Origin of the sequence: Nocardioides potassii (assembly GCF_021648885.1) — a bacterium.
In the GTDB taxonomy this organism is placed as follows: domain Bacteria; phylum Actinomycetota; class Actinomycetes; order Propionibacteriales; family Nocardioidaceae; genus Nocardioides; species Nocardioides potassii.
In genome coordinates this window covers 1-12,749 of record NZ_JAKJHZ010000007.1, presented here as the reverse complement: position 1 = coordinate 12,749, position 12,749 = coordinate 1, and the positions used below count along the sequence as shown (strand labels likewise).

Sequence of the window (12,749 nt, the reverse complement as noted above, 5' to 3'; positions counted from 1 at the left end):
GCAGGCACCGGAAGGAGGCACACCAGATGCAGTGGATGCAGCGCGCAGTCGGCCTGGCGATCATCGGCACGGCCGCGCTGGGGGCCGTCGCCCTGTGGGTCGGCGTGTCCGCCGGCGGCGCCCGGGGGAGCGACGACCCGGAGCAGGGTGTGCTCTTCGGGGTCTGGCAGGTCTTCTACGACACCGAGATGCCGTCCCGGCAGGTGCTGCTCGCCGCGATGGGGGTGGCCCTCCTGCTGGCAGCGGGCGTCGCCGGGCTCGAGCGCCGGCTCCTCACGAGCGCACGGCGCTCCGAGGACGGCGACCGGATGCCGCTCGCCCCCAAGCTGGTCATGGCCGAGACGCGCGGGGTGTTCGCCGGACCGGTCACGATCACGGTGCTCATCCCGGCCCACAACGAGGAGGGGTGCATCGCCGAGACCCTGTCCTCGCTGGTCTCGCAGTCCATGCCACCGGCGCGCATCATCGTGGTCGCCGACAACTGCACGGACCGCACGGTCGAGCTCGCCCGTGAGGCCGGCGTGGACGTCTTCGAGACGGTGGCCAACACCCACAAGAAGGCGGGTGCCCTCAACCAGGCGCTCGCGGCGCTCCTCCCCGGCCAGGGCGACAACGACTGCGTGATGGTCATGGACGCCGACACCAGCCTCGACCCGGGCTTCCTCGAGGGCGCGACCCAGCGGCTCACCGACGACCGCGCGCTGATGGCAGTGGGCGGGCTCTTCTACGGCGAGGACGGGTTCGGCCTGATCGGGCAGTTCCAGCGCAACGAGTACGCCCGCTACCAGCGCGACCTGCGCCGTCGTCGCGGCCGCGTGTTCGTGCTCACCGGCACCGCGTCGGTCTTCCGCCCGCGGGCGCTGCGGGCGGTGGCCGAGGAGCGCGGCAAGCTCCTCCCGGGCGTACCGGGGGACGTCTACGACACCGTCGCCCTCACCGAGGACAACGAGCTGACGCTGGCGCTCAAGTGCCTCGGGGCCCTGATGATCTCCCCGCGCGAGTGCACGGTCGTCACCGAGGTGATGCCGACCTGGAGCGCGCTGTGGGCGCAGCGACTGAGGTGGCAGCGGGGTGCGCTCGAGAACCTCGGGGCGTACGGCGTGCGCACCCAGACCTTCCGCTACTGGATGCAGCAGCTCGGCATCGGCTACGGGGTGATCGCCCTGGGCGCGTACCTGCTGCTCATCCTCCTGATGGTGCTGGCGACGTCCACGTGGGTGTGGTTCCCCTTCTGGCTCGGCATCGGCACGGTCTTCACCCTCGAGCGGGTCGTCACCGTGTGGCGGGGCGGGCCGAAGGCACGGCTGCTCGGGCTGTCGTTGTTCCCCGAGCTCTGCTACGCGATGTTCCTCAACGTCGTCTACCTCAAGGGCATCTGGGACCTGACGCTTGCCCGACAGGCGACGTGGAAGCACGTCGTCCAGCCCAGCACGCACAAGGTGGAGGTCTGACATGGCCGCGATCGAGACCGTCCTGCCGATGGGCATCCTCCTGCCGGAGGGCCTGCTGCGCGACCAGTCGTTCGCCGTCCTGGCGGCCTTCGTTGCCATCAACACGATCGCCTACGTGACCCTCGCCGTCGCCAAGGTGCTGCCGAAGGTCTACGTCCGCGACTGGTTCGGCAACCGCAACCGCCGTGCCGAGACCCGCAGCATCGACCCCGGAGCGCCCGTCTGAGCCCGTGCAGTTCCGCCGAAAATCGTCGGAACTGGCATACGCCGAAGTAGCGAGATCCACGTCACAACCCTTGGCACGATCCAATATGTGCACCCCTTCACAAGGGCTAGCGTCCCGCGCAAGTCGCCGACAACGAGGCCGCGCGAACCAGAAGCCCCGCACGCTGAAGGACACGCCCATGACCGCAACGATCGATTCGCAGACGACGCTCTCGGACAGCACTCCCACCACCCACGAGGGGATCCTCGCCTGGGTCACCGAGGTCGCCGAGCTCACGCAGCCCGACCGCATCCACTGGTGCACCGGCTCGGACGAGGAGTGGGCCGAGCTCACCGCCTCCCTCGAGGCCACCGGCACCTTCACCCGCCTCAACCCCGAGGTGATGCCGAACTCGTTCCACGCGGCGTCCGACCCCACCGACGTGGCACGCGTCGAGGACCGCACCTACATCTGCTCGCGTGCCGAGCGCGACGCCGGGCCCACCAACAACTGGATGGACCCCGAGCAGATGAAGGAGCTCATGCGCGGGCTCTACGCCGGCTGCATGCGGGGGCGCACGATGTACGTCATCCCGTTCGTGATGGGCCACCTCGACGCCGAGAAGCCGATGTTCGGCATCGAGGTCACCGACTCGGCCTACGTCACCGTCTCCATGCGGGTCATGGCGCGGATGGGCACCGACGTGCTGCGCCGGATCGAGGAGCTCGAGGCCGCCGGCGAGGACCCGCAGTGGGTCCCCGCCCTCCACTCGGTCGGGATGCCGCTCGAGCCCGGCCAGGCCGACGTCGCGTGGCCGTGCAACGACACCAAGTACATCGTCCAGTTCCCGGAGGAGCGGATGATCTGGAGCTTCGGCTCGGGCTACGGCGGCAACGCGCTGCTCGGCAAGAAGTGCTACGCGCTGCGCATCGCCTCGGTGATGGCGCGCGACGAGGGCTGGCTCGCCGAGCACATGCTCATCCTCAAGCTCACCTCTCCGCAGGGCGTCACGAAGTACGTCGCCGCGGCCTTCCCCAGCGCCTGCGGCAAGACCAACCTGGCGATGCTCAAGCCGACCATCCCCGGCTGGACCGTCGAGGCAATTGGCGACGACATCGCGTGGATGCGCATCGGCGAGGACGGCCGCCTGTGGGCGGTCAACCCGGAGTTCGGGTTCTTCGGCGTCGCGCCCGGCACCAACGAGCACACCAACCCGCACGCGATGGAGACCATCCGCAAGGGCAACTCGGTCTTCACCAACGTCGCCCTCACCCCCGACGGCAACGTGTGGTGGGAGGGCCTGGAGAACACGCCGGCCGAGGCCACCAGCTGGAAGGGCGAGCCGTGGACGCCGGACAGCGACGAGCTGTCCAGCCACGCCAACAGCCGCTACTGCACCCCGATCAAGCAGTGCTCGATCCTCGCCGACGAGTACGACGACCCGCGCGGCGTGCCGATCGACGCGATCCTCTTCGGCGGTCGCCGCAAGACGACGATCCCCCTCGTCACCGAGGCCCGCGACTGGAACCACGGCACCTTCATGGGCGCCACGCTCTCCTCGGAGACCACCGCGGCGGCCGTCGGCGCCGTGGGCGTCGTACGCCGTGACCCGATGGCGATGCTGCCCTTCATCGGCTACAACGCCGGCGACTACTTCGGCCACTGGGTCGGCATCGGCAAGGACAACGACGCCGCGAAGCTGCCGAAGATCTTCTACGTCAACTGGTTCCGCCGCGGCGAGGACGGCGACTTCCTGTGGCCGGGCTTCGGCGAGAACAGCCGTGTCCTCAAGTGGGTCATCGAGCGCCTCGACGGCCAGGCCGCCGCGGTCGAGACCCCGGTCGGCCACGTGCCCGCCCCGGGCTCGCTCGACATCGACGGGCTCGACCTCACCGAGGAGCAGGTCGCCGCGGCCCTCGCGGTCGACGCCGACGAGTGGAGGGCCGAGATCCCGCAGATCGAGGAGTGGTTCGAGAAGTTCGGAGACGACCTCCCCGCCGTGCTGTGGAGCGAGCTCGACACCCTGAAGGCGCGCCTCGACGGCTGATCGTCCGCTGCCCAGCCCCGGGCCACCGTCGACCCGCCTCCCTCGTGCGAGGGCGGCGGGTCGACGTGCTCCCGCACGGTTTCGGGCCGGACGGCTGGGGAGCGTGTGGCACCATCCTCACGTCGGTCTCGTGGGAACGTGGGAGGTGAGCCGTGCCCTTCGGGCAGCACCAGCGCGCGGTCTTCGAGGAGCAGTCCAGCCCGCTCTACGAGGAGATCGTCAACGCCGGCGGCATCAGCGCCGGCGACCCCCGCATCGGTGAGCGCGGCGAGCTCCACGAGGCTTTCGCGCTGCTCGTCGAGGTCGGGCTGGTCAGCAAGGGGGACGACGAGACCCACTGGCGCGCGGTCGACCCGTCCGCCGTCCAGGCGCAGGTGGTGGCCCCGCTCGGCCAGCAGGGCGCCGAGCTGATCGCCGAGTCGGCGCACTGGGCGCAGGCCTTCAGCTCCCTGTCGCACGCGTGGCGCCGCTCCCCGAGCGCGGTCGGTGGTCCCTTCGCCGAGATCCGGGGGGTCAGCACGATCCAGACGGTGCTCCTCTCGATGGTCGCCGACTCCGAGGAGGAGATCCTCACGGCCCAGCCGCAGGACCGGCGGGGGATCAAGCAGCTCCCCGAGGTGACCGCGCGGGCGGTCGCGCTGCTGTCGCGCGGGGTCAGGATGCGCACGCTCTACCAGCACGCCGCCCGTCGCGGCGTGGACACGCGCAAGTACGTCGCGGCCGTCACCGCCGCCGGGGCCGAGGTGCGCACCCTGGACGAGTTCTTCAACCGCCTCATCGTCATCGACCGACGCGTCGCGATCATCCCCAGCCACGAGGGCGTGGAGGTGGCGATGGTGATCAGCGACCCGTCGATGGTGGCCTACCTCGTCGACATGTTCGAGCGGCACTGGGAGCGGGCCAGGCCGTTCACGAGCAACGAGAGCTCCCTGATGCGCGACATCGCCGCCGAGCAGCGGGCGATGACCATCCGGATGCTGCTCGAGGGCCGGGCGGACCCGGCAGGTGCCAAGCGGCTCGGGGTCAGTCCGCGCACCTACGCGGCCTACGTCGCGGACCTCAAGAACGAGTTCGAGGTGGAGACGCGCTTCCAGCTCGGCTACGAGATGGGCAAGCGGGGCGTGTCCGGTCGCGAGACGGACGAGCCGACGGGCTGAGCCCCGTTCGGTGCACCCCGACGCCGTTCGGCGGCCCTCGGCAGAGGTGCGCCGTGGAAATGAGGCGAGGGCAGCAGCTCGACGAGCTGCTGCCCTCGTGCCGGGACGGGCCGGTGGGGGCGGCCGCCGGACCAGAACTCGTGGGGGGTTGAGGGGTCCGTGTCCCGGCTTCTTCACTGCGGGCTGATCATCGCACGCGCTGGTGTCAGGGGTTCATCCTGACCTTGCCGCCCCAGGTGAAGTCGGCGTTGGCGGGTGCGCTGGCGATGCCGACGAATCCGAGGCCGAGGGTGGCCACGAGGGCGGCGGCGGCGATGCGGCGTACAGGGGTCATTGGGGGTTTCACCTCATAGTCATGTGTCACAGGGGATGACCGATCCATTCTCGCCCATGCCCCGCGACAGCGTCAGTGCGATGCTGCTGCAGGTCTGTGCATTGCAGGATCATGCAACTGATCCCACGCTCGAGGGACCGGCCCCCACACCCGGATGGGGGGCCGGTCACACTGGCGGAGGCGGAGGGATTTGAACCCTCGATGGGGTTTTAGCCCCAAACCCGCTTAGCAGGCGGGCGCCATAGACCGGACTAGGCGACGCCTCCATGCCCGGCTGTGGGCCGGGCGCACAGAAGGTTACAAGGCCCGGTGCGGGTGCGCCGAATCAGCCCGCCGGATGCGCGAGTCCCGGCGCCCGGCGGGGCCGTGCTGGTCAGAGCGGGCGGAGGCCCTGGCCGTCGCGGAGGTGGCGCTGGAGGTTGCGCACGAACTCCTCCCGGTCGGTCGCGAGCACCTCGACGGGGATCGTGGTCGTACGCCCGTCGCGCAGCCGCAGCACGACCACCGGGGAGTCGGCGATGGTCGTCGTCACGGCATCCTCCACGTCCTTCCAGCGCGCGGACGGCGTACCGACGCCGCGGACCCACCGGACCCGGTAGCCCTCGCCGGTGAAGCGCGCGACCCAGCCCTTCTCGCGCCAGACCCACCAGCTCGCGACGAGGACCGCGACCGTGATGGCCACGGGGACCAGGAGGAACACCGTGTGCAGGTCGAGGACCGCGATCGCCACCGTGCTGAGCAGGATCAGTACGGCGACCGCGCACAGCACCAGCCCCAGCAGGCGCGCCGCGACGGCGGGCGCGAGGCGGTGCACGGTCACGGTCTCGGTGCTCACCCGCCGATTTTCCCACGGTAGAGTCCCGCGGTGTGCGGCGCCTCGGCGCGGCACGAGGAGAGGTGCCGGAGCGGCCGATCGGAACCGCCTTGAAAGCGGTCGTAGGGAGACCTACCGCGGGTTCGAATCCCGCCCTCTCTGCGGGCCGGAAGGTGCTGTAACGCCGGGTTAGGTGCTCTACCCCCTACGTTCCTCCGGGGTGGGTACAGCTCATAACCCGGCGTTACAGCGGCGGATAGGCTCGCGCGGGTGACGACCTGGTTCGAGTCCGCGGACGACGCTGCGGCGCGGCTGGGTGCCGCGGGCTACCTGACCGACGACGCCACCGCGCTGACGGCGTACCTCGCGGGCGCGCTCGAGAAGCCCCTCCTGGTGGAGGGCCCGGCCGGCGTCGGCAAGACCGAGCTGGCCAAGGCGGTGGCGCGGGCGGCGGGTGCGGAGCTGGTCCGGCTGCAGTGCTACGAGGGGCTCGACGAGGCGCGGGCGCTCTACGAGTGGAACTACAAGAAGCAGCTGCTCCGGATCCAGGCGAGTGGCGGGGACGCGGCGTGGAGCGAGACCCACGACGACATCTTCACCGAGGAGTTCCTGCTCACCCGCCCGCTCCTGAGCGCCATCCGGCGCGACGGGCCGACCGTGCTGCTCGTCGACGAGGTCGACAAGACCGACGTCGAGGTCGAGGGCCTGCTGCTGGAGGTGCTCAGCGACTTCCAGGTGACGATCCCCGAGCTGGGCACGGTGACGGCGACCCGCCGGCCCTTCGTGGTGCTGACCTCCAACGCCAGTCGCGAGCTGTCGGAGGCGGTCAAGCGCCGCTGTCTCTACCTCCACCTCGACTACCCCGACGCCGAGCGCGAGCGGGCGATCGTCACCAGCCAGGTGCCGGGGATCGACGACAAGGTGGCCGCGCAGCTGGTCGACGTCGTCGTACGCCTGCGCGAGCTCGAGCTCAAGAAGGCCCCGTCGATCGCGGAGTCCGTCGACTGGGCGCGCACGCTGATCGCGCTCCAGATCGGCGACCTCGACGAGGCGACCGTCGCGCGCACCCTCGGCGTCGTGCTCAAGCACGCCTCCGACCAGCAGCGCGCGACCAAGGAGCTCAAGCTCCTGCGATGACGCTTCTCGACACCCACATCGGCTTCGTCGAGGCGCTGCGCTCGGCGGGCCTGTCGGTGTCGCTGGCCGAGGCGCTCGACGCGATCAGTGCGCTCGAGAAGGTGCGCTGGCACGACCGCGAGACCGTGCGCGCGGCGTACGCCGCGACGCTGGTGAAGCGCCAGCCGCAGCGGGTCACCTTCGACGCGGTCTTCGACATCTACTACCCCCGGCTCATCGGCGGTGGGGTCGCCGGAGAGGACGCGCCGGCCCTCGAGGGACCGCCCGACACCGGTCCCGAGCTCGCACGCTTCCGCGAGGCCCTGGCCGAGGCGCTCGCGTCCGGCGACGAGCAGGCCTTGCAGGACCTTGCAGTCGAGGCGGTCGCCAGGTTCGGCGCGATGCCGGGACGCGGGCCGGGCCTGTCGAGCTGGTCGGCGTACACCTCCCTCCAGCGTGTGTCGCCCGCCGAGCTGATGGACCGGCTCGTGCAGGGCCTCCTGGCCGGCGGGCTGGACGCCGAGCGGGCGGAACGGACGGCGGGGCGGCGCATCGGTGACTTCACCCGCCTCGTCGAGGGTGACGCCCGTCGCCGGATCGCCGAGGAGAAGGGCCCCGAGCACGTCGTCGACGTGACGGTGCGCCCGACCATCGACCGGCTCGACTTCACCGCAGCGCGGCGCAGCGACCTGGAGGAGATGCGGCGCGAGGTCTACCCGCTCGCCCGCCGGCTGGCGGCCCGCCTCACCAAGGAGCAGCACGCGGTGCGCCGCGGCCCGCTCGACGTACGACGCACGGTGCGCGCGTCGATCGCGACCGGCGGGGTGCCGTTGACGACGCACCACCGGCCGCGGCGTCCGCACCGCACCGACCTCGTGGTGCTGTGCGACGTGAGCGGGTCGGTGGCGAACTTCGCGCAGTTCACGCTGATGCTGGTCTTCGCCCTCCGGGAGGCGTTCGGGGGCGTGCGGGCCTTCACCTTCGTCGACGACGTCGTCGAGGTGAGCGACACCTTCCGGCCTGGCGCCGACGTCGTCGAGGTGATGGAGTCGCTGTCGGCGAGCATCTCCCACGCCGCGCTGTGGGGACGGACGAACTACGGGCGGGCGCTCACCCGGTTCGCCGAGCAGCACTCGGACGCCATCACCCCGCGGTCGTCGCTGCTCGTGCTCGGCGACGCCCGGTCCAACTACAGCGACCTCGCCCTGCCCGTGCTCGCCGACCTCGCCGGTCGGGCCCGCCACGCGTGGTGGCTCAATCCCGAGCACCCCCGCCACTGGGGCACCGGGGACAGCGCGGCCGACCAGTACGGCAGGGTCGTGCCGATGGTGGAGTGCCGCAACCTCGCCCAGCTCGGGGAGTTCGTGCACGAGATCGTCTGAAGCGGATCGTCGATGGTCGAGGAAGGACGAAGCCCTGTCACGAGACCATTGACCTCGGTCTCGTGACGGTCGCTGCGCGACCTCCTCGGCCAGCGGTCCAGGCCTCAGCCGGCGAGGTAGCCCAGGTCCTGCATCCGGGTGATCTCGGCCCTCAGCTCAGGGTGCTCGGCGCTGTCGACGGCACGGGCGCCGGCGACGTACATCTGCGAGCCCGGAGCGGAGCCGCCATCGAGGACGACGGTGACGCGGTTGGCGCTCGAGGCGTTGATCAGCGATCCGAGCAGGGCGACCGGGTCGGAGCGGTCCTCGAGCGACAGGACGCGGGTGGCGTCGGGGATCCGCGGCACCTGCGAGGAGGGCGCACCCGCCGTTACGACCTGGTCCACGACGAAGCGTGGCGAGCTCGCGGCTGCGGCGATCTCGGCCGCGACCGTGCCGCCGGCGGCCGAGCCGACGAGCATGACGCGGGCGTCGTCCTCGGTCACGACCTTCTCGATCGCGCGGACCACCTGCCCGACCGAGGTGGTCGGGTCGGCGCCGACGAGGCGCAGCCTGCCGGGCTCGCTGCTCAGGGAACCCGGGAGGTAGGCGATGTAGCGACCGGCGCCGACCCGCTGCACCGAGATCCTGCTGTCCTCGGCGAGCAGGGTCGCGATCAGCTCCTCCAGCGAGCGGGGAGCCTGGGCCTCGCCCGAGGCGGCGTCGGGCTCGGGCGTCTCCGCCTCGACGAACGATCCCGCCGAGTCGCGGAAGGCCGACACGGCGTCGGTCGGGAACGGGGCGACACCGATCGCGCGCAGGCCGCCGCGGGCCGCGTTCGCGCCCTGGTCGGAGGCCAGCACGCCGGCGGTGAGCAGCGAGCGCATGTGGAGGCCGTCGAGCAGGCCGCCGCCTCCCGAGAGGTGCTCCATGAGCTCGGGGTTGTTGTCGGCGAGATCGCTCAGGTAGGCCGCGACGCCGTCACGGTCCAGCGCGTCGGTCTCGATGAGGCCGGCGCTGACGATGGCGCCGCCGAGCGCGACCTCGGGGGCGAGGTAGCCGATGGCGCGGCCCGCGATCGAGCCGAGCGTCTTGTAGGCCGCCTGCTGGAGCTCGTCGATCCACCGGTAGGTCAGCACCGTGGCGCGTACGACGAGCGCGTCGGCGTCCAGCTCGACCGAGCGGGTCAGCAGTCCGTGCTTGCCGGTGAGGGCGGCGCGGATGTCCTCCTCCGCCTGGCCCCACGTGGCCTTGGACAGCTCGCCGGACTCGACGACGTCGTCGTCGGCGAGGATGTCGCTGCCGAGGCGGGCACGGGTGCGCATCTCGTTGCCGGAGGCGTCGAACAGGTCGGCGAGCGCCAGCATCTGGTCGTACTTGTCGGCCGCGACGGACGCCGACGAGGCCGGCGCGTCCGAGGCGTCGCTGGGGGTGGTCCGGGGTATGTCCATCGTCATCGTGCGGCCTCCGTGGTCGAGACCTGCGCGAGCACGGGCGCGAGCTCCGTGGCCAGGTCGTCGGGCCGGACGAGCGCGACCGAGACCCGGGCGCCGTCGTCGTGGCGCGGGGTGAGCGAGTGCCAGCCGTCCTGGAGCAGGACCCATGACACCACCCCCACCGACGAGGTGGCGCCCTCCGCGACCTCGGCGGCGAGGATGCGCAGCCGGCCGCGGCTCTCCGCGTGCACCGCTGACACGGCAGCGGTGGCGTCGGCCTCGCCGAGCACCTCGCCGTCGGCGCGGACCTCTCCCTCGGCCTGGGACATCAGGACCGGCACGAGGTCGGAGCGTCCGGACCGGACGGCCTCGCCGACGGAGTCCGCCAGCGCGTAGGGGACGTCGAGCAGTGCGGGGACGCGCGAGGTGGTCAGCGGCAGGTCCTCGGGGACCGTGGTCACGCGGGCCAGCTCGACGGTCCACTGGTCGACCGGGAACCACGCGATCTCGAAGACGATCCCGTCGCAGGTCGACAGGCTCGCGACCGCGCCGCCGGACTGGCGGTGCCAGGCCTTCACCTGGGTGGACCCGGCGGCCACGTCGACGTCGAGGGCGAGCCGCGGCGTGGCGAGCAGGCCGACGGCGCCCAGGAGGCCGGCATCCGCGCCCTCGTCGGTGAGCAGGCCACGGCGGCGCAACGAGTCGTCCGGGTCGTGGAGCGTGCCGAGCGCGTCGGTGTAGGCCGAGTCCTCGGTCGAGCCGCGGCTGGCCCCGAGGCGCCCGGACAGCGCTCCCTCGCTGCCGCTCGCGTCCTCGGTGGGCTGGAGGTCGAAGGGGAGGGGCGCACCCCCGGCCAGCTCGGCGACGAGCCGCAGCTCGGGCAGGGTCAGCGCGAGGCGCCGGGCCGTGGCGTCGAGGAAGCTCGTCGGTGGGGCGGGCGGCGTGGTCAGGTCGATGGTCACCATGTCAGAGTCCCGGGAGCTCGACGGTCAGCCAGTCGCGGTGGCCGCTGGGAGGAGGGTCGAACGCGACGAGGACGGCGTCGGCGTCGTCGGCAGGAGCGCCTTCGCTCGCGCGGGTGCGGGCGTCCTCGACGAGGGTCGTGGCCTTGCGGGACCGGGCCTCGATCGCCTCCTTGAGCCGGTCGACCTCGGTCAGGTGGGCGGTCAGCGACTCGGCGGCGGTGTCGTGCTGGGCGGCGGCGGTCCGCAGGTGGCTGGCCCGCTCGCGGATCCGCTCACGCATCGCCTCGGCGGCCTTGCCGTGCCACGGGACGGCCTCGGCCTGCGACACGAGACGGGCGGCGAGGGCCCGGACGTCGCCGGCCTGCTCGCGCAGCTGCGCCGCCCGCTTGCGCCCGGCGGCAGTGTCGCCGTACATCGATCACACCCCTTCGTCGGTGGTCGTCTACCCTCCACGGCCGCGCCCCAAACGTGGCGTCCAGGGCATCGTCGCGCCTCGGACAGCGGCCGGGTCGGCACCTCGCCGACGATAGGATCGAGGCCCTTCGGGTACCCCGTCCACCCAGGCCCGGTCCGCGCTCGCCCGACTGCACGAGGTTGCATGACTTTCGACGTCCACCAGCTCGACCTGTTCGTGCTGGTCGGCGCTGTCGTGACGCTGGCGGCGATCCTCGCCGTCCGGGTGTCGGCCGGCGCGGGCCTCCCGTCGCTGCTCATCTACCTGCTCATCGGCGTGCTCCTCGGCGAGGGCGGCCCGTTCGCGATCCCCTTCGACGACGCGCAGCTCGCGCACGCGCTCGGGTTCGGCGCGCTGGCGATCATCCTGGCCGAGGGTGGCCTCACCACCGACTGGCGGCAGATGCGCCCCAGCATCCGGCTGGGGTTGTCGCTCGCGACCCTCGGCGTCGCCGTCTCGGTGGCGGTCGTGGCGGTCGGCACCCACTACCTCCTGGGGCTGCCGTGGGAGCTCGCGATCCTGCTCGGGGCGATCTGCTCGCCCACCGATGCCGCCGCCGTGTTCTCGGTGCTGCGCGCGCTGCCGCTGCCCAAGCGCCTGACCGGGGCGCTCGAGGCCGAGTCCGGGCTCAACGACGCCCCGACCGTCGTGCTGGTCGGCATCATCTCGACGGGCGCGGTCGGCGACCACGGCCTCGTCGAGGTCGCCGGGATCATCGTCTTCGAGCTGGCCGCCGGTGCCATGATCGGCGGCGCCGCGGGCATCGCCGGCGGGTGGGTGATGCGCCGGGTCGCACTTCCGTCCTCGGGCCTCTACCCCCTCGCGGTGCTGTGCCTCGCGTTCACGGCGTACGGCGCCGCGTCGGCCGTGCACGCGTCGGGCTTCGCCGCGATCTACGTCGCCGCGCTGATCCTCGGCAACAGCGAGCTCCCCCACCGGGTGGCGACCCGGTCGTTCGCGGAGGGGATCGCCTGGCTCGCCCAGATCGGCCTCTTCGTCATGCTCGGCCTGCTGCTGTCGCCCGGCCGGATCGACGGCGGCACGGTCGTGCAGGCCGTGGTGACCGGGCTCGTGCTGACGGTCGTGGCGCGTCCGCTGTCGGTGCTGGCCAGCAGCATCGCGCAGCCGATGGGGTTGCGCGACCTCGGCTTCATCTCGTGGGCCGGGCTGCGCGGCGCGGTGCCGATCGTCCTCGCCACGATCCCGCTCGCCGAGGGCGTGGACGGCGCGGACGACCTGTTCGACATCGTCTTCGTGATGGTCGTGGTCTACACGCTGCTGACCGGCCCGACCCTGCCGTGGGTCGCCGAGCGGTTGAAGGTCGCACGCCGCAACCAGCCGCGCGGACTCGACGTCGAGGCCGCCCCCCACGACCGGGGGGGGGGCGCCCGCCAGCAGGGGGAGCAACC

Annotated in this window: 12 protein-coding genes and 2 tRNA genes; 8 read left to right on the top strand and 6 right to left on the bottom strand. The window is 71.9% G+C overall.

From position 1 onward, the window contains the following. Window positions 1-26: 26 nt before the first annotated feature. From L2K70_RS10840 to L2K70_RS10825, 4 genes are all read left to right on the top strand, one after another. Entirely contained in the window at window positions 27-1,451 is a 1,425-nt protein-coding gene (locus L2K70_RS10840) for a glycosyltransferase family 2 protein (RefSeq protein ID WP_236401856.1), read from the top strand. 1 nt (window position 1,452) lies between these two features. Beyond that, on the top strand, window positions 1,453-1,677 hold the full coding sequence (locus tag L2K70_RS10835) for a hypothetical protein (protein WP_236401855.1): 225 nt from the start codon (window positions 1,453-1,455) through the stop codon (window positions 1,675-1,677). Window positions 1,678-1,855: 178 nt separating this feature from the next. Continuing rightward, window positions 1,856-3,703, top strand: a complete 1,848-nt coding sequence (locus L2K70_RS10830) for a phosphoenolpyruvate carboxykinase (GTP) (protein WP_236401854.1) — start codon at window positions 1,856-1,858, stop codon at window positions 3,701-3,703. A gap of 152 nt (window positions 3,704-3,855) precedes the next feature. Continuing rightward, window positions 3,856-4,860: a TrmB family transcriptional regulator gene (locus tag L2K70_RS10825; RefSeq protein ID WP_236401853.1), complete on the top strand. Its 1,005-nt coding sequence runs from the start codon at window positions 3,856-3,858 to the stop codon at window positions 4,858-4,860. Between the two features lie 205 nt (window positions 4,861-5,065). On the opposite strand, the gene L2K70_RS21150 is transcribed toward L2K70_RS10825, so the two are convergent. The 3 genes from L2K70_RS21150 to L2K70_RS10815 all read right to left on the bottom strand — a co-directional run bounded on the left by L2K70_RS21150 (window position 5,066) and on the right by L2K70_RS10815 (window position 6,029). Then, window positions 5,066-5,194: a hypothetical protein gene (locus L2K70_RS21150; RefSeq protein ID WP_268930480.1), complete on the bottom strand. Its 129-nt coding sequence runs from the start codon at window positions 5,192-5,194 to the stop codon at window positions 5,066-5,068. A gap of 172 nt (window positions 5,195-5,366) precedes the next feature. After that, window positions 5,367-5,460 (bottom strand) — tRNA-Ser (locus tag L2K70_RS10820). A 107-nt stretch (window positions 5,461-5,567) separates the two neighbouring features. Further along, a complete protein-coding gene (locus L2K70_RS10815) occupies window positions 5,568-6,029 on the bottom strand; it encodes a hypothetical protein (protein WP_236401852.1) in 462 nt (153 codons plus the stop codon). Between the two features lie 56 nt (window positions 6,030-6,085). Between L2K70_RS10815 and L2K70_RS10810 the strand changes: the two genes are divergently transcribed. The 3 genes from L2K70_RS10810 (at window position 6,086) to L2K70_RS10800 (ending at window position 8,506) form a co-directional block, all read left to right on the top strand. Then, window positions 6,086-6,170 (top strand) — tRNA-Ser (locus L2K70_RS10810). A 108-nt stretch (window positions 6,171-6,278) separates the two neighbouring features. Continuing rightward, entirely contained in the window at window positions 6,279-7,145 is an 867-nt protein-coding gene (locus L2K70_RS10805) for an AAA family ATPase (RefSeq protein WP_236401851.1), read from the top strand. Next, window positions 7,142-8,506: a vWA domain-containing protein gene (locus L2K70_RS10800; protein WP_236401850.1), complete on the top strand. Its 1,365-nt coding sequence runs from the start codon at window positions 7,142-7,144 to the stop codon at window positions 8,504-8,506. Before L2K70_RS10805 ends, L2K70_RS10800 begins: the two co-directional genes overlap by 4 nt. Window positions 8,507-8,610: 104 nt before the next feature. Here L2K70_RS10800 and L2K70_RS10795 read toward each other — a convergent pair whose 3' ends face one another. The 3 genes from L2K70_RS10795 to L2K70_RS10785 are packed head-to-tail and all read right to left on the bottom strand — an operon-like array spanning window position 8,611 to window position 11,301. Continuing rightward, window positions 8,611-9,936 (bottom strand): hypothetical protein, encoded by a 1,326-nt coding sequence (locus tag L2K70_RS10795; protein WP_236401849.1) that lies wholly within the window; start codon window positions 9,934-9,936, stop codon window positions 8,611-8,613. Window positions 9,937-9,938: 2 nt separating this feature from the next. Continuing rightward, the gene (locus tag L2K70_RS10790; RefSeq protein ID WP_236401848.1) at window positions 9,939-10,883 is read right to left on the bottom strand and encodes a hypothetical protein; all 945 of its coding nucleotides are present in this window, start codon (window positions 10,881-10,883) and stop codon (window positions 9,939-9,941) included. 4 nt (window positions 10,884-10,887) lie between these two features. After that, a complete protein-coding gene (locus tag L2K70_RS10785) occupies window positions 10,888-11,301 on the bottom strand; it encodes a hypothetical protein (protein ID WP_236401847.1) in 414 nt (137 codons plus the stop codon). 183 nt (window positions 11,302-11,484) lie between these two features. On the opposite strand from L2K70_RS10785, the gene L2K70_RS10780 reads away from it, so the two are divergent. Beyond that, window positions 11,485-12,749, top strand: a 1,265-nt coding sequence (locus L2K70_RS10780) for a potassium/proton antiporter (protein WP_236401846.1), incomplete at its 3' end; no start/stop codon positions are given.